Origin of the sequence: Streptomyces sp. CRCS-T-1 (assembly GCF_024442335.1) — a bacterium.
In the GTDB taxonomy this organism is placed as follows: domain Bacteria; phylum Actinomycetota; class Actinomycetes; order Streptomycetales; family Streptomycetaceae; genus Streptomyces; species Streptomyces koelreuteriae.
Genome location: NZ_CP101651.1, coordinates 762,495 through 787,296 on the forward strand (window position 1 = coordinate 762,495; position 24,802 = coordinate 787,296).

A 24,802-nucleotide genomic window follows, 5' to 3' on the forward strand; every position below is an offset into this window, starting at 1 on the left:
CGGACGGAGTAGCGGCACGTCAGGATGGTCGACGGGGGCATGCTGGTGGACACCACCGGCAGCACCGATACCGAGGTCTTTAGGAGCCAACCGAATGAGCAGTACAGCGCAGATCGGCGTCACGGGTCTCGCGGTCATGGGCCGCAACCTCGCCCGCAACTTCGCCCGCAACGGCTACGCGGTGGCGGTGCACAACCGGACGCCCGCGCGCACGCGCGCCCTGGTCGAGGAGTTCGGCGGCGAGGGGGAGTTCGTCGCCTGCGAGAGCGCGAAGGAGTTCGTGGCGGCGCTGGAGCGCCCGCGGCGCCTGGTCGTGATGGTGAAGGCCGGTGAGCCGACGGACGCGGTGATCCAGGAGTTCGCCCCGCTGCTGGAGCCCGGCGACATGATCATCGACGGCGGCAACGCGCACTTCGCCGACACCCGGCGCCGGGAGCGCGAGCTGCGCGAGCAGGGCATCCACTTCGTCGGCATGGGCGTCTCCGGCGGCGAGGAGGGCGCGCTGAACGGGCCGAGCATCATGCCCGGCGGCCCGAAGGAGTCGTACGACTCGCTGGGCCCGATGCTGGAGAAGATCTCGGCGAAGGCGGCCGACGGCTCTCCGTGTGTCTCCCACGTCGGTCCGGACGGTGCCGGTCACTTCGTGAAGATGGTGCACAACGGCATCGAGTACGCGGACATGCAGCTCATCGGCGAGGCCTACCAGCTGCTGCGCGATGTCGCCGGCTACTCCCCCGCGCAGATCGCGGAGATCTTCCGCACCTGGAACCAGGGCCGCCTCGACTCCTACCTGATCGAGATCACGGCCGAGGTGCTGTCGCACGTCGACGCGGAGACGGGCAAGCCGTTCGTGGACGTCGTGGTGGACCAGGCGGAGCAGAAGGGCACCGGCCGCTGGACGGTCCAGATCGCCCTCGACCTGGGCGTTCCGGTTTCCGGTATCGCGGAGGCCGTCTTCGCCCGCTCCCTGTCCGGTCACGCGGCCCTGCGGGAGGCCTCGCGCGGTCTGGCCGGCCCGACGGCCAAGGCGCTCAGCGAGTCGGAGGCGCGGGCCTTCGCCGACCGGGTGGAGCAGGCTCTGTACGCGTCGAAGATCGTGTCGTACACGCAGGGCTTCCACGAGATCGACGCGGCCCGCGACGAGTACGGCTGGGACATCGACCTCGGTGCGGTCTCCGCGCTGTGGCGTGGCGGCTGCATCATCCGCGCGGCCTTCCTGGACCGGATCCGCTCCGCCTACGACACCCGCCCGGACCTGCCGAGCCTGCTGTCGGACGCGACGTTCGCGCAGGAGATCGCGGACGCCCAGGACGACTGGCGCGAGGTGCTGATCGCCGCGACCCGCGAGGGCGTGCCGACCCCCGGCTTCGCCGCGGCCCTCGCCTACTACGACGCCCTGCGCGCGGAGCGGCTGCCGGCGGCGCTGACGCAGGGGCAGCGGGACTACTTCGGTGCGCACACCTACCGCAGGGTGGACCGGGACGGTTCGTTCCACACGCTGTGGGGCGGGGACCGCTCGGAGGTCTCCGCGTAGGCGCTCGCCGCTGAGGCAGAGACGAGGGGCCGGTGGACAGCTCGCGTGGCTGTCCACCGGCCCCTTCTCGTTCTCGTTTACGGTGTCGTTCAGGTGAGCGGCGGGCCCGGCTCGGGGCTGGGTACGGGTTCCGGGCCCGGCGGAATGGGTGACGGGTCGGGACCCGGCACGGGGTCCGGCCCCGGGGGCGGGGTCGGGGACGGGGGCGGCGGAGTCGGCTCCGGGCCCGGCGGTGGCTGCGGATCGGGCACCGGGTCGGGGCGCGGCTCCGGGTGCTGGGGATCCGGGCCCGGTGTCGGCCCCGGATGCACGGGGTCGGGAAACGGATTCGTCATGAGGCCCTCCAGCCAGTGGATCGACTCCGGCTCTGGACTATCCCCCGCCTACCCGGCACCCGCTTCCCCAGTCACTCCGGCGCGGGACGGGGAAGGGTCCAGGTGGGTCAGAAACGGCCGGGGTGGGCGGACAGCCAGTCCTTGGCCGCCGTCAGCAGGTCCGGATCGGCCGGGCGGGCCTCGTCGGGATGGCGCTCGGCCCATCGGGTGACGTAGGGACACAGCGAGGCGACCGGGCTGTGCTCGCGTCCGGCGATGGCGTACAGCTCACGCGCGAGCGAACCGGCGATGCCCTGGCCCTCGTGGGCCGGTTCGACGATCGTGTGCACGGGCACGAGCGCGCGCTCGGGGCTCTCGAGGACGAAGTACTCGATGCGGCCGACGACTTCACCGCCGGTCAGCGCCTCCAGACGGCCGGCCTCCCGGTCGTCGCGGATCTCCAGGTCCTTCATATGGACTTGCTCCTGTTCCCCTGCGGTCCCGGTCAGGCCCCGACGGCCTGCGGGCTGCGCTGCTGGTCCGAGCCCGGCACCGGCTCGGACGGGTCGGCGCCCAGGGCCACGATCCGGTTGTCGCGGTCCACGTGCACGACCCTGGGGGTGAGTGCCCGCGCCTCGGCGTCCGTCACCTGTGCGTAGCTGATGATGATCACTAGGTCCCCGGGCTGCACGAGGTGCGCGGCGGCCCCGTTGATCCCGATCACCCCGGATCCGCGCTCGCCCTCGATGACATACGTCTCCAGCCGGGCGCCGTTGGTGACGTCCACGATGTGCACGAGCTCGCCGGGCAGCAGATCGGCGGCGTCGAGCAGATCGGCGTCGATGGTCACCGATCCCACGTAGTGCAGGTCGGCCTGGGTGACGGTGGCTCGGTGGATCTTTGATTTGAACATGGTTCGCAACATCGGTGCACTCCCACTATGACGCTCCCTGCCCGCGCTCTCGCAGGTCAAGGGCTACTGGTCGCCTTGCGAAGGGCCGACGTCAGCCTACGCAAGGGAGTTCGGTGAGGTGCGTGACCATCGCCACATCCGGAAGGGCGGGTTGTGCTGTGTCAACTCCAGCCCCACGGAGCTCAATTTAGGTTAGGCTAAGCTAAATTTCTCGTTGGGTCCGGACCGCGTCGCGTGATCGGGGGGGAGAGAATCACCATGGGCTTGCCGGCCATCGGCTCCTATCCCATGCCGGAGCGCTCGGCGATCCCCCGGTCGCAGGTCTCCTGGCGGATCGATCCGGCACGGGCCGCGCTCCTGGTTCATGACATGCAGAACCACTTCGTGCGGGCCTTTCCCGCCGGGCGTGCCCCCGTGGTGGAGCTCGTGGACAACATCGCGGCGCTCAGGGAGCTCGCCGACACCCTGGACATGCCGGTGGTGTTCAGTGCGGAGCCGGCCGGGCAGCCGCCCGCGCAGCGGGGGTTGGTCGGTGACATGTGGGGGCCCGGCATCGGGGACGAGCCTGACGCCGCGGCGATCATCGCGCCGCTCACTCCCCGGCCGGGCGAGCATCTGCTGGCGAACGTGCGCCACAACGCCTTTCTGCGCAGCCATCTCGGCAGGCTGCTGCGCTCCCAGAACCGGGACCAGCTGATCATCTGCGGGGTGCACGCGCATCTCGGTGTCCTGCTGACCGCCGCGGACGCCTTCATGAACGACATCCAGCCGTTCGTCGTCGCCGACGCGGTCGCCGACTTCTCCGCCGAGGAGCACAGCCTGGCGCTCCGGTGGGCCGCGCGTACCGGAGTGGTCTGTACGACGGACGGTCTGCTGCGCGCCCTGCTCCTGCACCGGGAGCGGAGAAACGCGTGACGCTCTCGGCGCGGAGCACCGGTGCCTTCCTCGACGACACATCCTCGAATTGGAGTGACTCCGTGAGCGTGACCCAGGCCGACCCGGTCGCGACCCGCCTCCCGTCCCTTGCCCAGCCGCCGGGTGAGCTGCTGGGCAGCGCGGTCGTCGTCAAGTTCGGCGGCAACGCCATGGTGGACGCGAGTCTGCAACGGGCCTTCGCCCAGGACATGGTGGAGCTGTGGCACGCGGGGCTGCGCCCGGTCGTCGTGCACGGCGGCGGGCCGCAGATCAGCTCGATGCTCGACCGTCTGGGCCTGGAGACCCGTTTCGAGGCGGGCCTCAGGGTCACCACCCCGGAGACCATGGACGTGGTGCGCATGGTGCTCACCGGCCGCGTCCAGCGGGAGCTGGTCGGCCACATCAACGCCCATGGGCCCTTCGCGGTCGGCCTGACCGGCGAGGACGCGCACACGATGACGGCGGTGCGGCGGCCGGCCCGGGTGGACGGCAGGACGGTGGACATCGGTCTCGTCGGCGATGTCGTGGACGTGAACCCGGCGATGGTGCGCGGGCTGCTGGAGCAGGGGCACATCCCCGTCGTCTCCCCCGTGGCGCGCGGTGCGGACGGGCAGGTCTACAACGTCAACGCCGATCTCGCGGCGTCGGCCCTCGCCGTCGCCCTCGACGCCGAGCGGCTGGTGATGCTCACCGATGTCGAGGGGCTGTACGCGGACTGGCCGCACAGCACCGAGGTGATCGGACGCCTGACGGCCGGTGCGCTGGAGGGGCTGCTGCCCGGGCTGGCGAGCGGGATGCTGCCGAAGATGGAGGGCTGTCTGCGTGCCGTCCAGGGCGGCGTGCGCAAGGCGCATGTGCTGGACGGGCGTGTGCCGCACGCGGTGCTGCGCGGCGTGCTCGCCGAGACCAGCCCGGGCACGACCGTGGTTCCCGACGCCGATTCCGGCGCGGTCTCCGGCTCGGTTTCCGGCTCGGTTTCCGGCGCGGTTTCCGGCGTGGTCACCAAGTCCTGACCAGGACACGGGCGTTGCGCCGTGGGTCCAGGGACTCCGCCCAGGCCCGCGGCGCCAGGTCGGCGGTCGTGGGTGTGAAGCCGTAGCGCAGGAACAGTCCGCCGCTGCCGGTGGTCGCCGTGAACAGGGCGTCGAGTGATCGGGCTCGGGCCATGGTCAGGACCGCGCGCAGCAGCCCTGCTCCCGCTCCGCTCCCCTGCTGGTGCTCCGCCACGCAGAAGTTGTAGACGACGCCTGCGAGTCCGGCGTCTGCTCCCCCGTCGGGATCCCCGTCGCGATACGCCCGCATGCCCACGCAGCCTTCCAGGGTGCCGTCCGATGCCTCCAGTACCAGGAAGTCCGCGGCACGGTCGGCGTAGAGGGAGACGGGGCGTTCGCGCAGCGCACCCGAGGCCACGAAGGGGAGGGACAGGGCGGCGAGCGCGGTGGCCTCGTCGGGGCGGGCGGTGCGCACCGAGAACGAGGGCGTGAGAAGAGCGTGCGGCGGCGCGGCGGGGCGCGGCGTAGCCGTGGTCAAGGGATTCCTTCCTCGGTACCGGGCGGGGGCCCGGATCAAACGCGCGGACGGCTCGGGCGGCCGTCGACGTACGTCTCGACGACCTCGATGTCGCCTATGCGGGAGGGGTCGACGCGTCGAGGGTCGTCGCCGAGGACGACCAGGTCGGCGCGTTTGCCGGGGGTCAGGCTCCCCAGGCTGTTCTCCCAGTGGCAGGCATGGGCGCCGGCGACGGTGTACGCGTGCAGGGCCTCGTCGACCGTGACGGCCTCGTCCGGGCCGATGAGCTGTCCCGAGGTGGAGGCGCGCTCGACCATGAACTGGACGGCGCGCAGGGGCGATCCGTCGGCGACGGGGCGGTCCGAGCTGCCCACCAGCGGGATGCCGTGGTCCAGGAACGCCCGGCCCCGGTACATCCACGGCGCACGTTCCTCGCCCATGATCGACGCGTAGTCGTCGCCGAAGTACCTGAGGAAGTTGGGCTGGATCACCGCGCTGACGCCGAGGCGCGCGAAGCGCGGGAGCTGGTCGGGCCGGATCAGCCCGGCGTGTTCGATGCGGTGGCGGGCCTCGGGCCGGGGCCGCAGGCGCTGGGCGCGGTCGAGGGCGTCCAGGGCGATGTCGGCCGCGCGGTCGCCGATCGCGTGCACGGCGAGCTGCCAGCCGGCGAGGTGGCCGTCCACGATGAGGTCCGTGAGCGCCTCCGGGTCGTCCTGCAACTGCCCGGTGTGGTCGAGCCCTTCGTACGGGCTGGTCAGCGCGGCCGTACGGGCCATCATGCCGCCGTCGGTGTAGATCTTCAGCGCGCCCACGGAGAGCCGGTCGTCGCCGAACCCGGTGCGCAGGCCGAGATCGAGGGCCCTGGGGATGCCGTCGGTCTCGTGTGCGGAGACCGGGCTCAGCCGGTCCCCGGACACCATGAGCTGCACGCGCAGGGGCAGCAGGCCGTTGTCCTGGGCTAGCTGGTAGGCGCCGAGTTCGACGGGGCTGTGGCCGAAGAGCTTGCCGCCGATGCCCGCTTCGGCGCAGGCGGTGATGCCCTCGGTGAGGCAGGTGCGGGCGGCCCGGCCGATCGCCTCGGCCAGGTCCTGCTGGGAGTGCGGCAGACGCAGGGCGCGGGCGGCGCCCATGGCCTGCTCGGCGAGGAAGCCGTTCTCGTGCGGGATGTCGGCGGGCAGCAGATCCAGAACCGCCGTGTTGACGACGCAGCCGTGGCCGGAGTCGTGCAGCAGGAAGATCTTGCGTCCGTCGCTGACCTTGTCGAGCTCGGCGGCGGTCAGATGGCGGCCCAGGGCCCGCTGGTCGTAGCCGGCGATGCTCACCCAGTCGCCGGGCGCGCGGGTGCGGGCGACGGCTTCCGCGACGAGCGCGAGGACGTCGTCGATCCGGGTGCGGCCGGCGATGCTCGGGGTGTTCTGTTTGAACCCGGTCCAGGCGAGGTGCACATGGGCGTCGATGAACCCGGGGAGCACGGTGGCCCCCTGGAGGTCGATCACCTCACGGGCGGGCAGGGAGGTCACGGCCGCGTCGAGGCCCGCGATCCGGCCCTGCCAGATGCCCACGTCATGGGCGACCGGATGGTCCGGGTCCATGGTGAGGAAACGGGCGTTGGTCAGCCTGGTGCACAGCATCGGTGAGGTCAGACGTCCATCGTCGCGGCGAGGGACCTCGGGCGCAGGTCCGTCCAGTGGGTCTCGACGTACTCCAGGCACGCTTCCCGGGTGTTCTCCTCGAAGGCGATCGTCCAGCCCCCGGGTACCTCGGCGAACGACGGCCAGAGTGAGTGCTGGCCCTCGTCGTTCACCAGGACCAGGAAGCGGCCCTCGTTGTCGTCGAAGGGGTTGGTGCTCATGCTCGATGCCTCCTTGGAAGGCCAAGATTAGGTTAGGCTCGCCTAATTGATTGGAGCTTAGCCTTTGTCCCTTCCCTCTCACAAGGAGACACTCATGCGCCTGGTCGCGGCCGACATGGAGGAAGCCGACGCCTTCACCGGATTCGGGCTGCCCGGCGTCCCCGGCACCGACGAGTTCTGGGCCGCGGCGGGGGCGCCCGCCGTGAAACCGGCCGAGGACGGTGGCTGGGTGACCCTCTTCCTGTGGCGTGGGGCTCAGGCGCGGGTCGGTTTCGAGAGCTGGTCGGATCCGGTGCCCCTGCGCCGCTGGGCCGACTCGGACTGCTGGTACGCCGAGGTGCGCATGCCCGAGCGGCTGCGGGTGACGTATCAGTTCCTGGTGGACGACGCGGCGTACGCCGACCCGCTCAACCCGGCCGGTGCGGGCGGTGAGCGGTCCATCGTGGCGACGCCGGACGCGCCGGAGCAGCCGCACTGGCCGGTCGTCGGTGCCGACGAGGTGCTGCCCCTGCCGCGTACGCGGATCCGCTGGGCCAGTGAACGGCTCGGGGGGCGGCGGACCGTGCGGGTCCATCCGGTGGGGGGCGGTGGGCCCGTGGTCCTGCTGCTCGACGGGGACGACTGGCTGTATCTGCATCCGGCCACGACCGCGTTCGAATCGGCCGTGGCCGCGGGTGAGCTGCCGCCGGTGACGCTGGTCTTTCTGCCGGCCAAGGACCGGGCCGAGGAGTTCACGTGCCGGGCCGGGTTGTGGGAGGCGGTGCGGGACGAACTGCTGCCGCTGGTGGCGGAGTCGGGTGTGCCGGCCGATCTTGACCGGCTGGTGGTTGCCGGGCAGAGCCTCAGCGGGCTGAGCGCGGTGTATGCGGCGCTGGAGTTTCCCGGTCTTGTGTCGCGGGTTGCCTGTCAGTCGGGGTCGTTCTGGTGGCAGCCGGGTGCGATGGGGGCGGCTGATCCGTTGGGAGGGCCGGTGGGGGGTGTGATCGCCGAGCGGTTGCGGGCGGGTGGTGATCTGTCGGGGCTGCGGGTGGCGTTCGATGTCGGGGAGCATGAGGAGCGGATGCTGCCGCACTGTGAGCTGGTCGAGGCCTTGGTTGAGCAGGGTGGTGCGAGTGTGCGGGTTTCGCGGGCGGCTTCCGGGCATGACCGGGCCGGGTGGCGTCATGCCCTGCTTCGGGATGTGGGCTGGGCCCTCGGTGAGTAGTTGTCCGCGGGGCGGTGGGGGCTGGTCGCGCAGTTCCCCGCGCCCCTAAAAGCCAGGCCCCCCCGGGCCCCTCAGAGAGTCACCGTGCGACCGCCAGGCAGTACGCCTTGTCGTTGGCCAAGAGGTTCCGGTGGGTGTCCTCCGCCGTGACCACGCCCTCGTCCAGGACCAGCACCCGGTCGGCCGCGTCCAGGAAGGCCGGGCTGCTGGTGATGACGATGGTCGTGCGGCCTCGGCGTAGTTTCGCCACGTTGCGGGCGACCAGTTGTTCGGTGACCGCGTCGACCGCCGTCGTCGGGTCGTGCAGGACGAGGACCTCGGTGTCGGCCGCCAGGGCGCGGGCCAGGGAGAGGCGTTGGCGCTGGCCTCCGGAGAGGTTCGCGCCGCGGTCGCGGACGCCGTAGTCGAGGCCGTCGCGGTGCAGGGCGACCACGTCGGTCAGCATGGACGCCTCGACGGCCTCGGGGACCGAACCGCTGGTGCCCGAGGGGTCGATGTTGGTGCGCAGGGTGCCCGCGAAGATCTCCCCGTCGTAGGGGTTCACGAGGAGGTGCTCGCGGACCGCCTCGACCGACAGGTCCGCCAGCTCCTGCCCGCCGACCCGGACGACTCCCTCGTACGCGTCGGGCGGGACGTTCACGGCCAGGACGGCCGCCAGGTCGGCGGCGGCGCGCGGCTGGTAGGCGGCGATGGCGACGAACTCGCCGGCCGCCACCTGGAAGCGCACCTTGTTCAGGGAGCCATGGCGGACGCAGTCGATCTCCAGGTCCGCGCCCGGGGCCGGTCGCCCGGACCCCGGCGTGGTGACCGGCGGCGCCGACAGGACCAGCGCCATCCGCTCGGCCGAGGCCCGCGCGATCATCACGTACTTCGGCATCTCCGAGAACAGCCGGAGCGGTTCCATGATGAACTGCGCCAGGCCCACGGCCATGACGAGTTCCCCGATGGTGATCCGGCCGTCGAACGCCAGCCAGCCCGCCGTCAGGGTCACGGCTCCGGCCAGGACCGCGTTGAGGGCCAGCGCGGTGCCGGCGTACACGCCGTTCACCTTGGCGACGACGATCGACTGGTGCCTCGCCTCGGTGCTGACCTTGCGGTAGGAGCCGAAGGCCGCGTGGTTGCCGCCGAATCCGTGCAGCGGGCGCAGGCCGGTGATCAGGTCGGCGACCTTCGCACCGGCCCGCGCCACCCGGGCCTGCTGTTCCTGGGTGCTGCTGCCGATCCGCCGGGACATCACGCTGAGGATCGACAGGATCGCGACAGTGCCGACGATCACCAGCAGGCCGAGCCGGATGTCGGCCATGCCCAGCGCGACGGCCGCGACGACCACCGCGACCATCGAGCTGATCAGCATCGGTACCACTTCGACGATGTCGGCGGTCTGGTCGGCGTCCTCGGTGGCGATGGTCAGGACCTCGCCGGACTTGAGGTCGACGTCCCTGGCCACCGGTTGCAGGCCGCAGGCGGCGACCTTCACGCGCCAGCGGTGCGCCTCGGTCGTGTTGGCCTTCTGCAGGATCCGCATGCCGAACCGCCAGGACAGCGACACGGTCGTGATGATCACGGCCAGGGCCGCGATCGACAGGGCGAGCGCGCCGAGGCTCCGCTCCCCCTGCATCGTGTGCTCGACGATCATGCCGAGCGCGATGGGGAAGGCCGTCTCACCGGCCTGGTAGAGCCCCATGAGGAAGGTGCCGGCGGCCATGGCGCCGATGTTGCGGCGCAGGGCCGTGCGGAGGATGGCGGCCCCGGGGCGGGGCCGCTGCGTGTCAGTTGTCATCGAGGTGGCGGGCAATCGCTTCGGGGGTTCGCAGGGTGAACAGGTCTCGGATGGTGATCACTGGGCCGAACTCGCGGCGGAGCAGCCCGACCAGGCGTACCGCCAGCATGGAGTGTCCGCCGAGGGACACGAAATCGCTCACCGCGCTCACCTCGTCGTCGTCCAGGTCCAGTGCCTCGGCGAAGTACTCGCAGACCACGGTCTCGGTCTCGGTCTGCGGGCCCCGCTCCCCCACCGTGGTCAGCGCGCCCAGTGGCTTGGCCTCGGGGAGCGCCTTGGTGTCAGCCTTCCCGTTCACCGTCAGCGGGATGCTGTCGACCTGGGCGTAGTGCGTCGGGCGCAGGAAGTCCGGCAGCCCGGCGCCGACGTCGGCGGCGACAGCGGCCAGGTCGGCGCCGTCCAGCACGAGGTAGGCGGCCAGCCGGTAGGCGCCGTCGACCTGTGGGTCGGGCTGGGCGACGGCGGCGACGAACCGGACCGCGGGGTGCGCGGCGAACACGGCCTCGACCTCGCCGAGTTCGACGCGGTGGCCCCGGATCTTGACCTGCTGGTCGGTGCGGCCCAGGTACATCAGGTTGCCGTCGGGCCGGCGGACGACCAGGTCACCGGTGCGGTACATGCGCTCCCCGGGCTCGCCGAACGGGCAGGCGACGAAGCGGTGCGCGCTCTGGGCGGGCTGTCCGAGATAGCCGCGCGCGATGCCGATGCCGGACACGTACAGCTCGCCGGGAACGCCGTCGGGCAGGGGCCGCAGCCAGGGGTCGAGCACGTACACGTCGGTGTTGTCGATCGCGACGCCCACCACCGGATCCTCGCACTCGAAGGTGCCGACGCCCAGGGTGTTGATGGTGTACTCGGTGGGTCCGTACAGGTTGTAGCCGACCGTGCCCTCGGTCTCCGCGAGCCGCTGCCACAGGGTCGGGGTGACGGCCTCGCCGCCCAGCAGCACCAGCGCGGGCCGGCGGTCCGGGTTGTCCAGCAGGCCCTCGGCCACCAGCTGCTGCGCGTAGGTCGGGGTCACGTTGATGACGTCGATCCCGTGCTCCAGGCAGTACTCCACCAGGGCGGGCGCGTCGCGGCGCAGCTCCTCGTCGCAGATGTGCACCTCATGGCCGTCGGCGAGCCACAGCAGCTCCTCCCACGACATGTCGAACGCGAACGACACGGTGTGCGCGATCCGGAAGATCCGGTGGCCGTGTTCCGCCAGCACCGGCTCGAAGATCCGGCGCTGATGGTTGATCAGCATGTTGGTGAGCCCGGCGTACTCGGTCACCACGCCCTTGGGCTTTCCGGTCGAACCGGAGGTGTAGATCGTGTACGCGGGGTGCCGCAGCCGGTCCGGGTCGTCCGGCGCGAACGTCACGTACGGCTCGGCCTCGGGGAGGGGCCGGTCCAGTTCGATGAGGTCGCCGGTGAGCCGGGGCGCGACGGCACTCACGGTGAGGATCACGTCCGGGCGGGCGTCGTCGACGATCGCGGCGATCCGCTCGTCCGGGTGGTCCAGCTCCAGCGGTACGTACGCGGCGCCGACCCGCAGCACGGCGAACAGGGCCGCGATCCAGTCGAGGGAGCGCGGGATCGCGAGACCCACGGTCGTCTCGGGGCCGATGCCGCGCGCCGCGAGCACTCCCGCGACCGCGCGGCTGCGGCCTTGGAGTTCGGCGAACGTCATCGTCGCGCCGTGGGCGACGAGCGCCACCCGCTGCGGGTCGCGGTCGGCGGCCTGGTCGAAGCGGTCGACGACGGTGTCCGTGCCGACGTCCGTACGCTCCTCCCGCACGGGCTCGGGACCGAGCCCCCGCAGCGCGCCCACGGGCCCGGTCGAGCGGGCCAGGTCTTCGAGCACGCTCAGGTAGTCGTCGAGCAGCCCGCGGGCGCCCGCGGTGTCGCCGTCGCGGTACTCCAGCTTGACCGTGAGCCGGTCGCCGGGGGTGACGACCCAGGTGAACGGGTAGTGCGTGGAGTCGTCCGCCTTGACCGAGGTGATGCCGTGCCGGGCGTTCATCTCGGCGAACGCGTCCATGTCCAGGAAGTTCTGCAGCACGAACAGGTTGTCGAACAGGGTGTCGTGCCCGCTGGCCCGCTGGATCTCGCCGAGTCCGAGGTGCTCGTGCTCCATCGCCTCGACCCGTGCCGTCTGTACGGCCGACAGGTACTCCCGGACGGACTGCTCCGGCCGGGCCCGCGTCCAGGTGGGCACGGTGTTGAGCAGCACGCCGACGATGTCGTCCAGGCCTTCGCCGTCGCGGCCGGAGACGGTCACGCCGAACACGGCGTCGCTGCGGCCGGTGTGTGCGCCGAGCAGCAGGCCGAAGGCGCCGGTCAGCACCGAGTTCAGGGTGACGCCGTGCTCCCTGGCCGCGTCCCGCAGCAGGTCCGACTGCTCGGCGGACAGCGTGTGCACGAGTGCGCTCGGCAGGTCGTCCGAGAGCGTCGGCGCCGGTCCGGCGAGCAGCGTCGGGCCGGGCAGGGCCGCCAGGTGCTCCGCCCAGAAGCGCTCCGATACGGCGGGGTCCTTGGCGTCGAGCGCCCGGGCGTACTCCTCGAAGCTCGGCGTGGCCGGCGTCGGGTCGAGCGGCTCGCCCGCGAGGACGGCCCGGTAGGCGTCGAACAGGTCCCGCAGGACGATCTCGCGCGACCAGCCGTCCCACAGCAGCAGGTGGTAGCTCAGCAGCAGGCCGTCGCGGTCGTCGGGCAGTCGTACGACGGTCAGCCGGATCAGCGGCGGCTCACCCGGGTCGAACCCGGTGTCGCGGTCCCGGGCGCGCAGGGCGTCGACCTCCGCGTCCGTCGCGAGGGCGACCGTACGGACGTCGACCCGCCGGCCGGCCTTGAGGACCTGGACGGGGTTTCCGTCGTCGTCCGTACTGAAGCCTGCGCCCACGACCGGGTGCCGTGCGATCACGTACGCCATCGCCTCGGCCAGCGCGTCGGTGTCCAGGCGCCGGTCGAAGGTGAACCAGCTCTGCGCGACGTAGTGTCCGGCCGTGCCCGCCATCTGGGCCTGGAAGAACAGGCCGCGCTGGAGCGGGGTGACCGGTGCGGTGCGCTCGGCCGTGGTGGCGGCGTCGGCGATGTGCTCCAGCGAGCGGCGCCAGTGCTCGGTGATCTCGTCGGGTATGCCCTCGGCGAGGGTGAACTCGGCGAGCAGGCTGCCGGTCGCCTCGTCGGTCCAGGCGTTGACCTCGACGGCGTACGGGCTGCCCTGGTCGCCGGCGGTGAGGTGCAGCGCCTGGGACTCGCTGCCCCGGCCGAGGTAGTTGAACAGCACCTGCGGGCGGGCGGTGAGCAGCGGGGCCGTCTGCGGGTCGAGGTACCTGAGCTGCCCGTAGCCGACATGGGCGCGCTCGTCCGGCTGGCGTTCGGCGACCTCGCGGGCCGCGGCGACCGGGTCGGTGTGCGCGGTGAGCCGTACGGGTGCGATGGCGGTGAACCAGCCGACCGTACGGGTGTAGTCGTGCTGTTCGAGGACCGGGACCCGGCCGTGCCGCTCCAGTTCGATCGCGAGATCGGTGGGCGAGGGCTGGACGCGGGTCAGCGCGGTGCGCAGCGCGCCGCACAGCAGTTCGGTGAGACCGACGCCGAGGGCGGCGGGTGCGGTGCGGGTGAGGCGGTCGCTCACGTCGGGGTCGAGCACGACGGTGGTCTCGCGCAGTTCGCCGATGGTGGGCAGCAGTTCGGGCGCCTGGAGCGTGGTGATCCAGTGGCCGAGGTCGTCGTGTGCGTGGGTGGAGTGGAGCGTCAGGGCCTCGGCGTACTCGGCGTACGACGTGGTCGGCGGGGCCAGGGGCTCGCCGCGCAGCGCTGTGGTCAGGTCCTCCAGCAGGATCAGCCAGGACACCGCGTCGACGGCGAGGTGGTGCACCGTGACGACGAGGGTGCGGGTGGCTTCCAGCCAGGCGAAGGCGATGACGTTGCCGGACTCGGGGTCGAGCCGTGCGGCGGCCTCGTTCGCCACGGCCGTGGCGTCGGTGGTGTCCGGGCGTACGACGGTGACCTCATGGGCCGGTTCGGTGCGCAGGGCCCATACGCCGTGGTCGGTGCGGAGGTGCAGTCGCAGGGTGGGGTGGGCGGCGACCAGGGCGTTCGCGGCGCGCCGGACGTCGGCGAGCCCTGTGCCCTCGGGGGCCTGGACTGTCCTGGCCTGGGCGAATCGGGTGAGGGAGCCGCCGAGTTCGCGTTGGCGCAGGATGATCGGGGTGGGGGTGAGGGGGCCGTCCTCACGGCGGGTGGGGGTGAGGGTGGGAGCCGTTGTCTGCGGTGTGCTCGTCGCCAGGTTGTCGGCGAGTGCGCGGGGGGTCTTGAGGAGGAAGACGTCCCGGGGGGAGATCTGCAGGCCGAGGGTTCGGGCCCGGTTCACGAGCGTGATGGCGACGATGCTGTCGCCTCCGGCGTGGAAGAAGTCGGTGTCGGCGGCTATGTCCGAGCCGGGCAGGGTCTGGGTGAAGATCTCGATGAAGGTGGTGACTGCTGAGTTTTTGTCTGCTGGTGTGTGGGGGCTGGTCGCGCAGTTCCCCGCGCCCCTAGAGGTACGTTCAGCCAAGGCCTTTCGATCCAGCTTGCCGTTTACCGTGAGCGGTAGTGCGTCGAGCGTGAGGACTTGGCCCGGGACCATGTGCGCGGGCAGCTTCTCGGACAGCAAGGTGTGGAAGTCGGCGGGCACACTGCCCACCACATGCGCGACCAGGTAGTCACCACTGTCCGCGACCGTGACGGCCACATCCACCACACCGTCTAGATCGCGTACGGCGGACTCCACCTCGCCCAGTTCGATGCGGAAGCCCTTGAGCTGTACCTGGTCGTCGGCGCGGCCGGTGAACTGCAGTTCGCCGTCGAGGGTGCGGATGGCCAGGTCGCCCGTGTGGTACATGCGGGAGCCGTCGTCCGCGAAGGGGTTCGCGACGAAGCGGCCGGCGGTGAGGCCGGGCCTGCCGAGGTAGCCGAGCGACACCTGGTCGCCGGCGACGTAGATGGCACCGACCTTGCCGGGCGGCACCGGGCGGAGCCGGTCGTCGAGGAGGTAGGTGGTCAGACCGGGGATGGGGCCGCCGATCGGGCTGACGGAGTCGTCCGGGCCGAAGTCCGCGTCCGTGAGGACCCGGTGGGTGACATGGACGGTCGTCTCGGTGATGCCGTACATGTTGACCAGCTCGGGCGTGTCCGTGCCGTGCCGTTCGGTCCAGCCGCGCAGGCGTCCGAGGTCCAGGGCCTCGCCGCCGAAGATGATCCGGCGCAGTGCGGGGAGAGGTTCGGCGGCGAGCCGGTCGGCCTCGATGAACTGGTAGAACGCCGACGGGGTCTGGTTGAGAACAGTGACTCCGCGCTCGCGGACGAGGCGGTGGAAGTCGACCGGGGAGCGCGTCAGGCCGTACTCGGGCACCAGCAGCTCACCGCCGTACGCCAGCGCGCCCCACAGCTCCCAGACCGCGAAGTCGAAGGAGAAGGAGTGGAACTGGACCCACACGTCCCGGGGGCCGAAGTCCATGTCGGGCTGGGTGTTGGCGAGGAGCGTGACCACGCTGGAGTGCGGGACGGCGACGCCCTTGGGCCTGCCGGTCGAGCCGGACGTGTAGATGACGTAGGCGGGGTTGTGCCAGCTCACCTCGGGCTCGGTGGCTGCGGCGTCCCCGACCGGCAGTTCGTCGCCCTGGACGAGTACCCGGGCCGGTACGTCCGCCCTGGCCAGGAGCTGGGTGAAGCGGTCGCGCTGCTCGCGGTCCACCAGGACGACCTGGGGTGCGGCGTCGGCGAGGATGTACTCCAGCCGGTCGTCCGGGTAGGCGAGGTCGAGCGGGACGTACGCGCCGCCGGCGCTGACGATCGCGACCAGGGCCACGACCTGCTCCAGGGAGCGCGGGACGGCGACCGCGACGCGCTTGCCGGGGCCGACCCCGGCCGCGCGCAGGGCGGAGGCCAACTCGTCCTTGGTGTCGGCCAGTTCGCCGTAGGTCAGGGAGCGGGTGCCGCCGTCGAGGCCGCACTGGGTGACGGCGGTGGCGGCGGGGTCGCGGCGCGCGGCGGTGTCGAACAGATCGCCCAGCGTCGTCGGGGTGATGGGGGCGGGACGGCGCTCGCTCCCGGGGGCCAGGTCGGTGACCAGGGCGTCCGGGCGGGTGAGCAGGCCCGTGAGGGTGTGGGTGAACGTGTGCAGGATCGACTGGGCGGTCGTCTCCCGCAGCAGTTCGCCGTCGTAGATCAGGTTGAAGCGCGGGCGTCCGTCGAGTGCGCGCTCGACCACCAGCGTGAGCGGGTAGTGCGGGGCGCCCTCGTTGACGAGGTCGGAGACGACCAGCGTGTCGTCGGGTCGGCGCAGGGCGGCGACATCGGTCGCCACGTCGAAGACCACGAGGGTGTCGAACAGGGAACCGGCGCCGGCCTGGCGGCCGATCCTCGCCAGGGAGACGTGCTGGTGCGGCAGGACCGCGCTCTGGTGCTCCCGGACCGAGGCGAGCAGGTCTCCGGAGGTGGTGTCATCGGACCAACGGGCGCGTACGGGGATGGTGTTGATGAAGAGACCCACCATGTCCCCGATGCCGGGCACGTCGGCGTCGCGGCCGGAGACGGTGGAGCCGAACACCACGTCGCTGCCGTGCAGGATGCCGCCGAGCGTCACGGCCCAGGCGCTGTGCACGGCCACGCTCAGCGGCACACCGGCCTCGCGGACGGCGGCGTCGAGGTCGCCCTCGGGCTCCACGGCGGTGTCGGCGAAGCGGTCGGAGTGTGTGTGGTCCTCGGCGACCAGTGAGGGGCCGGGCAGGTCGGCGAGTTCGGCGTGCCAGACGCGGTCGCTCTCGTCGTCGTCGCGTCCGGCGAGCCAGTGCACGTAGTCGGCGAAGCCGCCGATCGGGTAGACGGTCCCCGGGGCGTGGTACTCGGCGAGCAGCGCACGGAGCATCGGCGGCACCGACCAGCCGTCGGCGATGATGTGGTGCACCGTCTGGACCAGGACGTTCCGGCCGGAGCCCGCGCGGACGAGGGAGTACCGCATCAGCGGGCCGGTGGCCAGGTCGAAGCCTTCGCGGCGGTCCCGCTCGGCGAGGTCGCGTATCTCCTCGTCGGTGATGCCGGGCCGGTCGAGTGTGGTGAAGGGTGCTTCGACGCCGCCTTCCAGTACGGAGACCACGCGGCCGTCGGCGAGGGCCGTGAACCGGGCGGCCAGGTTCGGGAAGAGGGTGAGCAGGCGGGAGGCCGCCGTCGCCAGCCGGTCCGCGTCCACCTCACCGTCGAGGGTGAGGAGTTGCTGTTCGACGTAGGCGCCCGCGGAGTCGTCGTCGAACACGGAGTGGAAGTACAGGCCCTCCTGCAGCGGGGTGAGCGGCAGGATGTCCCGCAGGGCGGGGCCGTCGAGGGCGTCGACATCGGTCTGGGTGAGGGGCACCAGGGGGAAGTCGCTGGGTGTGTGGCCGCCTTGGTCGAGGGCGGCGAGTCCGGCCAGGGCCAGCCGGTAGTAGTCGCCGATGGCGGTGATGTCCGCGTCGGTGAACATGCCGTCGGGCCAGGAGATGGTGGTGACCAGCTCGTAGTCGCCGGTGGAGGCGGCGGGTTCGGCGATCGCGTTGAACTCCAGGGCGCGCGGCAGGCGCATCTCCGGGTCGCGCTTCTCGCCCAGCTGGCCGGTGGTGCCCGCGAGTTGCCAGTCGCCGGGGGCGCCCGCGGCGAAGCGGCCCAGGTAGTTGAAGAGGACCTGGGGTGCGGGGGCGTCGAACTCGCTGCCGGTGAGGTAGCGCAGGGCGCCGTAGGAGACGCCGTTGTCCGGGACCCGGGCGAGGTCTTCCTTGACGGCCTTGAGGGCGGCGGTCAGATACGCGGGGGTGGTGAGGTCGGCCGCCGTGCCGGGGTCGACGGTCACCGGGAAGAGGGTGGTGAACCAGCCGACGGTCCGGGACAGTTCCGGTTCGAAGCCGGCGGAGCCCGCGACGAACTGTCCTTCGCGGCCGTGGCCTTCGAGTTCGATGTGGGCGAACGTCTGGTCCTGGCCGAGGTCGCGGCGCCGGCGGGCGAGGGCGACGGAGAGCGCGGTCAGCAGGACGTCGTTGACGCCCGCGTGGAACTTCGCCGGGATCTCGCCCAGCAGGGCGGCCGTGATCTCGGGGCCGACCGAGACGGTCCGCAGCCGCTCGTGCGCGACGGTGTCGGTCTCGGACAGGGCGCGCCTGCCGATCGGCTGGTCCTCGCCGGGCAGGGGGCGCCGGTAGGAGGCGCTGTCCGCGTCGAACGCGGCGCGCTCCAGCAGCTGGGTCCAGCGCCGGAAGGACGTGCCGACCGGGGGCAGCTCGATCGGCGTGCCCGAGGTGAACTGCCGCCAGGCGGTGGCCAGGTCCTCCATCAGGACGCGCCAGGACACGCCGTCGATCACCACGTGGTGGGCGACCAGGACCAGTTGCCGTGCCTCACGGCGCCAGACGGCACGCAGCATCGCGCCGGCGTCCGGGTCCAGTCCCTCGGTGGCGAGCGCGGCGCACTCCTCGACCGGCAGATCGCTCTCCTGCCAGGTCACGGACGCCCCGTCCGCCTCCGGGATGTAGAAGCTCCAGTCCTCGCCGCGCACCAGCTTGGCGCGCAGCATGTCGTGGTGCCGGACGAGGGCCGAGAGGGTCGCGTCGAGGGCGTCTGCGGTCAGGTCCGCCGGGGTGTTGAGCACGACGGACTGGACGAAGCCGTCGACGGCGTCGGTGGTCTCGCCGAGCCACTGCACGATGGGCGATCCCACGACGGTTCCGGTGGCGACGTCGGCGTGGTCCGTGGCGGAGACGTCCTCGCGGCTCGCGACCGCGGCCAGGGCGCCCACGGTGCTGTGGGTGAAGATCTGTCGTGCGGTGACGTGCAGGCCCTCGTCGCGCAGGGCGCTCAGCAGGGAGATGGCCAGGATGCTGTCGCCGCCGAGCTGGAAGAAGTCCTGGTCGACGCCGACCTCGTCGAGCCGCAGCACCTGCGCGACCGCGGCGCACACGGCGCGCTCGTCGTCGGTGGTGGGGCGGACGAGGGAGCCCGTGTCGATCGTGGGCTCGGGCAGGGCGTTGCGGTCGAGCTTGCCGTTGGCGGTGAGCGGGAACGCGTCCATCACGACGAGGTGGGTCGGCACCATGTACTCGACCATGTGCTCGGTCGCCCAGGCCTTGACCTCGTCCGCCCGGAGGTCCTCGCCGCCGGCGGCCGGGATGACGTAGCCGACGAGGTAGGTGCCGCCCGCCGAGTTCTTCTTGGCGACGACGCAGGTGTGCCGGACCCGGGGGTGTTCGGCGAGGCCGGCCTCGACGTCCTCTATCTCCAGCCGCATGCCGCGGATCTTGATCTGGTTGTCGGCGCGGCCGAGGAAGTCCAGGGATCCGTCGGGGGCGAAGCGCGCGAGGTCGCCGGTGCGGTAGAGGCGGGAGCCGTCGGCGGCGAAGGGGTTGGCCACGAACCGGGAGGCGGTCAGGCCGGGGGCGTTGACGTAGCCGCGGCCCAGGAGGAAGCCGCCCACGTAGAGTTCGCCGCCGACGCCGACCGGGACGGGGCGCAGTTCTTCGTCCAGGACGTACAGCTGGGTGTTGGGGTTGGCCTTGCCGATGGACGTCGACAGGCGTTCGGCGGCGCCCCGGTAGATGACGTGGGAGACGCCGATGGTCGTCTCGGCGGGGCCGTAGCCGTGGTACATGGGGATGTCGAGCTTGGTGCGGAACCGCTCGTACAGCTCGGGGGTGAGCACCTCGCCGCCGCACCACACGTGGCGCAGGCTGTCCAGGCGGCCGGTGTCGCCCGCCATCTCCAGCAGCACGTCCAGCATGGACGACACCAGGTAGGTGAAGGTGACGCGCTGTTCGGCGATGACGCTCAGCAGATGGTGCGGGTCGCGTTCGCCGCCGGTGCGCAGGACCACCAGCCTGCCGCCGGAGACCAGGGGCAGGAAGATCTCGTTGATGGATATGTCGAAGGACAGCGGGGCTTTGAAGAGCGAGGCGTCGTCGTGTCCGAAGCCCAGGATCTCGTTGACCTGCCACAGCAGGCGCTCGCTGATCGCCTCGTGCCGGATCATCGCGCCCTTGGGCCGCCCGGTGGAACCGGACGTGAAGATGACATAGGCCAGGGCGTCGCCGAGGACGGTGACGCCGGTGCCCTCGGCAGGGTGGGAGGCGTAACCCCAGTCGCCGAGGTCGACGGCCACGGCCTCCGGTTCGGCCGGGTCGTGCTCGCCCGAGGCGTTGAGCTGGAGGACGACCCGGGCGTCCTCGATGACGACGGCCCGGCGCGCGGCGGGCCACTGCGGGTCGAGCGGCACGAACGCGCATCCGGCCTGGAGCGCGGCGAGCAGCCCGATCACCATGTCGGCGGAGCGGGCCAGGGAGATGCCGACGACCTGCTCGTGGCCCAGTCCGCGGGCGATGAGGTGGTGGGCGAGCTGACTGGAGAGCTCGGCCGCCTGGCGGTAGGTCAGCGAGCGGTGCTCGTCGACGATGGCGACGGCGTCCGGTCTGGTCCGCGCCTGCTCCCGGAACATCTCGACGACGGTCGGGCGGACCCGGTCGGCCTGGTTGTCGTTCCACTCGGCCAGGGTCCGCAGCCGGGCGGCAACGCTGGACGGGCCGACGGTGCCGAGCGGCCGGTCCGGGAAGTCGGCCAGGTCGTCCAGCGCGAGCTGCGCGTCGGCCGGCGTGACGACTTCCGGGACGGTGATGCTCAGGCCGTCCGCGCCGACGTCCCAGCCGGCGGGCGCCGTCCCGCCGTTGTCGACCCAGCCGAGGACGTCGGCGAAGAGTGTGCCGGGCGCGAGGTCGATCCCGTCGGGGCTCTGCCCCGTCGCCCAGTACGACAGACCGATGGCGCACGCTTCGGCGATGGTCCTGTCCGGGTAGTCACCTGTGCGCCGGCGGACATCTGCCAGGCGGGTGGGAGAAAGCAGTGCGACACGAGCGCGCGGTTCCATCATCGAAGACTCAGCGTCCCTTCCAGAATGTGGAGTTAGGCTAACCTAAATAAGGGTTGCCTAACTACCCTCTCGCCAGGCCCGCCACAGTCGCGCGTACCTGCCGCCCAGAGCCACGAGCTCCTCGTGCGTGCCCTGTTCCACGACGCGTCCCGCGTCCAGCACGGCGATCCGGTCGGCGGCCATCGCCTGGGTCAGCCGGTGCGCCACGAACAGCGTCGTCCGGCCCGCGCAGGCGGCCAGTACGGCCCGCTCCAGCTCGGCGGCGCCCTCGCTGCCGGCCTCCGCGGTCGACTCGTCGAGCACCACCACCGGCGCCCGGCCCAGCACCAGCCGGGCCAGCGCGATCTGGGCGACCTTGGTGACGTCCAGGCGCTCACCGCCCTCGCCGACCGGGGTGTTCAGCCCCTCGGGCAGCGCGTCGACCCAGCCGTCGGCGCCGACGGTGCGCAGGGCGTCCGTCAGTTCGGCGTCGGTCGCCTCCGGCGCGGCCAGCCGCAGATCCTCGGCGAGCGGACCGGAGAACACATGCGTCTCCTGCGTCAGGATGCTCACCAGGGCCCGCGCCCCGGCCTCGTCCAGGTCGGCGAGATCGGTCGGCCCGACCCGCACGGAACCGGCTTCCGGGGTCCCTATGCCGGCGATCAGCGCGGCCAGGGTCGTCTTGCCCGCGCCCGTCGCCCCCACCAGGGCGAGCGAACCACCGGCGGGAATGGTCAGGTCGACGTCCCGCAGCACCGGATCCTCGGAGCCGGGATAACGGAACGTCAGCCCCCGCACCACCACCGGGTACGCACCGGCCTCGGCCGCCGGGACGGACTCGTCGCCCACCAGGCGCTCCTCGGCGGCCTCCCCCAGCACTCCGACCAGACGGGTCAGGCTCGCGCCCGACTTCTGCGCCTCGTCGAAGGTGAACATGATGGCGCCCAGCGGGGTGAACAGCCGGTGGAACAGCAGCGGAGCCGCCGACACCTCGCCGATACTCGCCGCGTCGGCCTCCAGCAGGGCGTACCCCACGACGAGGATCAGGACGAGACCGATGAACTCGGCGCGGTTCTCCCGGCCGACGAACCGGCCGAAGAACCGGAACACCTCGATGCCGAGGTCGCGCACCCGCCACGACTCGCTGGTGACCTTCTCGCGAAAGTCGCCCTCGAGGCGGTACGCGCGGACCGTGTCGATGCCGTTCAGACCGCTGATGAACGCCTGCGCCCGGTCGGCCTGCGCCACCCGCTGCTTCCGGTAGAGCGGGGCGGAGCGGGGCAGGTACCAGCGCAGGGCCAGGGCGTACGCGGGCAGCGCGCCGGCGCCGGCGAGGCCGAGCCGCCAGTCGAGACCGAACATGCCGAGGGTGGCGATGACGACCAGCACGCCCGCCGAGAACACGGTGGGCACGGCCGTGCGGATGCCCTTGGACAGCACGGCCACATCGTCACCGACCCGGGAGAGCACGTCTCCCCGGCCCACTTGCTCGATCCGGGCGCTCGGCATTCCGAGCACGGCCCGGACGGCGCCTTCGCGCAGCCGGGCGAGCAGATCCGCGCCCAGCCGTCCGATGAGATAGGTCGAGACCGCGGTGGCCGCCGCGCCGAGCAGCGCGGCGGCGGCGATCAGCACCCCGATCGTGACCAGGATCGATGGTTCCTCGCCCCCGACGACCCCGTCGACCACACGGCCGAGCAGGAGCACCGGGAGCACCTGAAGCGCCGCCCCCGCGACCGTGGTGAGCACGGTGGCGGCCGTCAGCCAGGGCATCTCACGGCAGTGCGCCGTGACCCATCGGGTGGCTTCGCGGCCGGTCGTCGTGCGCAGGGTCGCCGGGGCGGCATGCGTTTCGGTGGTGCTCACTTACTGATCGACCGACTTGACGAGCTCGTCGATCGCGTACGGCATGGACAGCAGGGTGCCCTGGGAGATGGCCGCGCCGACCGCGGGTCCCTCACTGTCGAGCAGATACGACACGTTGCCCTTCTTCACGGCGTCCAGGTTGGCGAAGAGCTTGAACTTCTTCAGCGCCTCGGTGTCGGCCTTGTCGTTGATGACGAAGATGTGGTCGACGTCGACGAGGTCGACGCGCTCCGGCGAGAGCGTGGTGTAGAAGCTGCCGCCGGCGATCTTGTCGATCTCGGTCTGATACTTGTAGCCGATGCCGGTGACGAGGCGTCCGCGCACGTCGGTGGAGGTGAACGGCGCCACCGAGTTCTTGTACCAGGACAGCGCGACGGCCTTTTCCTTGCCGAGCTCGGGGTGGGCCTTCTTGGCGGCGTCGAGCTGGCCCTGGATGTCCTGGACCATCTTCTCGCCCTCCTTGGCCTTGCCGAGGGCCTTGGCGATGTGGAGCGCGTTGTCCTGCCAGGGAGCGCTGAAGGGCTCCTTCTCGGCCTTGGTGCGCGCCACCGTCGGGGCGATCTTGGACAGCTTGTCGTACGCGGCCTTGTCGATCTCGGAGTAGACCGCGACGATCAGGTCCGGGCGCAGGGCGGCGATCTTCTCGTAGTTGGGGCCGGAGTCGCCGTTCTTCATGACGACCTCGGGCTTGGTGTCGCCCCACTTGTCCTTCACCCAGGGCCACTGGGTGTTGATGTCAGGGCTCTTGCCCGGGGGGTTGGGGTACTGGTCGACCATGCCGACGGGCTTGATGCCGAAGGCCAGGATGGTCTGGTCGTCGGTGTAGCCGACGGAGACGACCCGCTTGGGCGCCTTGTCGACCGTCGTGGATCCGAAGGCGTGCTCCACGGTCACCGGGAAGGCGCCGGCGGACGCGGCCTGCGTACCGTCGTTCTGCTGGTCCGTCTTGTCCGCCGAGTCGGAACCGCATCCCGCGAGGAGACCGACGCCGAGGGTGGCGGCGGTCAGTATCGCCGCCATGCGCCGCCAGGGCCTTCTGAGCGTCGTTCGATGGAGGAGCATCCAAAACCCCTTGCTTTCGCGCTAGTTCGCTGCACCCTCGCCTAAGGGCAGGCAAACCTTACCGTGAGTGAGTGAGGTTAGCCTAGCCTTACTTCTCCGTCTTTATCAGGATGTGTCCAACTGGACGTGTGTGCGACCGATCGGGACGATGAGCGGCCGGTCCCCCACCGGGTCGTCGATGACCTGAGCACGCAGCCCGAACGCCTCGTGCAGCAGCTCGGCGGTGATCACGTCGCGCGGGTGGCCCTGCGCCAGGATCGCCCCCTCCCTCATCACCACGAGGTTGTCGCTGTAGCGCGTGGCCAGGTTGAGGTCGTGCAGCACCATGACGACGGTGCAGCCCGACTCGTGCAGGTCGTCCACCAGGTCCAGGACGTCGATCGCGTGCGCCAGGTCGAGATAGGTCGTCGGCTCGTCCAGCAGCAGCAGATCGGTGCCCTGGGCCAGCGTCATGGAGATCCAGACGCGCTGGCGCTGCCCGCCGGACAGCGCGTCGACCGGGCGGTCCGCCAGGTCGGACACGCCGGTCATGGCGAGTGCACGTTCCACCACCTCGGCGTCGTCCGAGGACCACTGCCGCAGCCAGCTCTGGTGCGGATGGCGGCCCCTGGCGACCAGGTCGGCCACCGTCAGCCCCTCCGGCGCGACCGGCGCCTGCGGCAGCAGGCCGAGCTTCTTCGCCACGTCCCGGGTCCGGAGCCTGCCGATGTCCTCGCCGTCCAGGACGACGCTTCCCCCGGTCGGCTTGAGTAGCCGGGACAGCGTCTTCAACAGGGTCGACTTGCCGCAGCCGTTGGGGCCGATGATCGTGGTGACCACCCCGGGCGGTATCGCGACGTCGAGTTCGTCGATGACGACCCGGCCGCCGTACCCGACCGTGACGCCCTTGGCTGCGAGCCGCGAGGCGTCGTCGACCCCGGCCTTCGTCCGGTTGATGGACTGTGCGACCACAAGCCCCCCTTACTTAG

The 24,802-nt window shown here is 71.4% G+C and carries 14 protein-coding genes; 4 read left to right on the forward strand and 10 right to left on the reverse strand.

What is annotated here, in order from left to right; translation table 11 throughout:
- The first annotated feature begins 94 nt into the window (after positions 1 to 94).
- A complete protein-coding gene (gene gndA, locus NNW99_RS03475; RefSeq protein WP_215117113.1) occupies positions 95 to 1,534 on the forward strand; it encodes an NADP-dependent phosphogluconate dehydrogenase in 1,440 nt (479 codons plus the stop codon).
- 442 nt (positions 1,535 to 1,976) lie between these two features.
- On the opposite strand, the gene NNW99_RS03480 is transcribed toward gndA, so the two are convergent.
- Both NNW99_RS03480 and panD read right to left on the reverse strand, forming a co-directional pair.
- Positions 1,977 to 2,321: a GNAT family N-acetyltransferase gene (locus NNW99_RS03480; protein ID WP_215117114.1), complete on the reverse strand. Its 345-nt coding sequence runs from the start codon at positions 2,319 to 2,321 to the stop codon at positions 1,977 to 1,979.
- A gap of 32 nt (positions 2,322 to 2,353) precedes the next feature.
- Positions 2,354 to 2,773: an aspartate 1-decarboxylase gene (panD, locus tag NNW99_RS03485; protein ID WP_215117115.1), complete on the reverse strand. Its 420-nt coding sequence runs from the start codon at positions 2,771 to 2,773 to the stop codon at positions 2,354 to 2,356.
- 246 nt (positions 2,774 to 3,019) lie between these two features.
- Here panD and NNW99_RS03490 point away from each other — a divergent pair, with 246 nt between their 5' ends.
- Complete coding sequence (locus NNW99_RS03490; RefSeq protein ID WP_215117116.1) at positions 3,020 to 3,676, forward strand: isochorismatase family protein; 657 nt, start codon at positions 3,020 to 3,022, stop codon at positions 3,674 to 3,676.
- A gap of 128 nt (positions 3,677 to 3,804) precedes the next feature.
- Complete coding sequence (gene argB, locus NNW99_RS03495) at positions 3,805 to 4,689, forward strand: acetylglutamate kinase (RefSeq protein ID WP_285439964.1); 885 nt, start codon at positions 3,805 to 3,807, stop codon at positions 4,687 to 4,689.
- On the opposite strand, the gene NNW99_RS03500 is transcribed toward argB, so the two are convergent.
- The 3 genes from NNW99_RS03500 to NNW99_RS03510 are packed head-to-tail and all read right to left on the reverse strand — an operon-like array spanning position 4,676 to position 7,037.
- On the reverse strand, positions 4,676 to 5,206 hold the full coding sequence (locus NNW99_RS03500; protein ID WP_215117117.1) for a GNAT family N-acetyltransferase: 531 nt from the start codon (positions 5,204 to 5,206) through the stop codon (positions 4,676 to 4,678). The two genes, argB and NNW99_RS03500, sit on opposite strands and share 14 nt — an antisense overlap.
- Positions 5,207 to 5,241: 35 nt before the next feature.
- Positions 5,242 to 6,816, reverse strand: a complete 1,575-nt coding sequence (locus NNW99_RS03505; protein ID WP_215117118.1) for an amidohydrolase — start codon at positions 6,814 to 6,816, stop codon at positions 5,242 to 5,244.
- A gap of 8 nt (positions 6,817 to 6,824) precedes the next feature.
- A complete protein-coding gene (locus NNW99_RS03510; protein ID WP_215117119.1) occupies positions 6,825 to 7,037 on the reverse strand; it encodes an MbtH family protein in 213 nt (70 codons plus the stop codon).
- A 94-nt stretch (positions 7,038 to 7,131) separates the two neighbouring features.
- On the opposite strand from NNW99_RS03510, the gene NNW99_RS03515 reads away from it, so the two are divergent.
- A complete protein-coding gene (locus NNW99_RS03515; protein WP_215117120.1) occupies positions 7,132 to 8,241 on the forward strand; it encodes an alpha/beta hydrolase-fold protein in 1,110 nt (369 codons plus the stop codon).
- A 79-nt stretch (positions 8,242 to 8,320) separates the two neighbouring features.
- On the opposite strand, the gene NNW99_RS03520 is transcribed toward NNW99_RS03515, so the two are convergent.
- From NNW99_RS03520 to NNW99_RS03540, 5 genes are all read right to left on the reverse strand, one after another.
- The gene (locus NNW99_RS03520; RefSeq protein ID WP_215117121.1) at positions 8,321 to 10,021 is read right to left on the reverse strand and encodes an ABC transporter ATP-binding protein; all 1,701 of its coding nucleotides are present in this window, start codon (positions 10,019 to 10,021) and stop codon (positions 8,321 to 8,323) included.
- Complete coding sequence (locus tag NNW99_RS03525; RefSeq protein WP_215117122.1) at positions 10,011 to 20,927, reverse strand: non-ribosomal peptide synthetase; 10,917 nt, start codon at positions 20,925 to 20,927, stop codon at positions 10,011 to 10,013. Before NNW99_RS03525 ends, NNW99_RS03520 begins: the two co-directional genes overlap by 11 nt.
- 57 nt (positions 20,928 to 20,984) lie before the next feature.
- Positions 20,985 to 22,772, reverse strand: coding sequence for an ABC transporter ATP-binding protein (locus tag NNW99_RS03530; RefSeq protein WP_215117123.1), 1,788 nt, complete (start codon positions 22,770 to 22,772; stop codon positions 20,985 to 20,987).
- Positions 22,773 to 23,834: an iron-siderophore ABC transporter substrate-binding protein gene (locus NNW99_RS03535; RefSeq protein WP_215117124.1), complete on the reverse strand. Its 1,062-nt coding sequence runs from the start codon at positions 23,832 to 23,834 to the stop codon at positions 22,773 to 22,775.
- 105 nt (positions 23,835 to 23,939) lie between these two features.
- Positions 23,940 to 24,785 (reverse strand): ABC transporter ATP-binding protein, encoded by an 846-nt coding sequence (locus NNW99_RS03540; RefSeq protein WP_215117125.1) that lies wholly within the window; start codon positions 24,783 to 24,785, stop codon positions 23,940 to 23,942.
- Positions 24,786 to 24,802 lie beyond the last annotated feature (17 nt).

What these genes read in the sequence shown, in the direction of transcription:
- NNW99_RS03525 (WP_215117122.1), bottom strand. Translation starts at nt 20,927, where the DNA reads ATGATGGAACCGCGCGCTCGTGTCGCACTGCTTTCTCCCACCCGCCTG.
- NNW99_RS03510 (WP_215117119.1), bottom strand. Translation starts at nt 7,037, where the DNA reads ATGAGCACCAACCCCTTCGACGACAACGAGGGCCGCTTCCTGGTCCTG.
- NNW99_RS03515 (WP_215117120.1), top strand. Translation starts at nt 7,132, where the DNA reads ATGCGCCTGGTCGCGGCCGACATGGAGGAAGCCGACGCCTTCACCGGA.
- NNW99_RS03490 (WP_215117116.1), top strand. Translation starts at nt 3,020, where the DNA reads ATGGGCTTGCCGGCCATCGGCTCCTATCCCATGCCGGAGCGCTCGGCG.
- NNW99_RS03520 (WP_215117121.1), bottom strand. Translation starts at nt 10,021, where the DNA reads ATGACAACTGACACGCAGCGGCCCCGCCCCGGGGCCGCCATCCTCCGC.
- gndA (WP_215117113.1), top strand. Translation starts at nt 95, where the DNA reads ATGAGCAGTACAGCGCAGATCGGCGTCACGGGTCTCGCGGTCATGGGC.
- panD (WP_215117115.1), bottom strand. Translation starts at nt 2,773, where the DNA reads ATGTTGCGAACCATGTTCAAATCAAAGATCCACCGAGCCACCGTCACC.
- NNW99_RS03480 (WP_215117114.1), bottom strand. Translation starts at nt 2,321, where the DNA reads ATGAAGGACCTGGAGATCCGCGACGACCGGGAGGCCGGCCGTCTGGAG.
- NNW99_RS03505 (WP_215117118.1), bottom strand. Translation starts at nt 6,816, where the DNA reads ATGCTGTGCACCAGGCTGACCAACGCCCGTTTCCTCACCATGGACCCG.
- NNW99_RS03535 (WP_215117124.1), bottom strand. Translation starts at nt 23,834, where the DNA reads ATGCTCCTCCATCGAACGACGCTCAGAAGGCCCTGGCGGCGCATGGCG.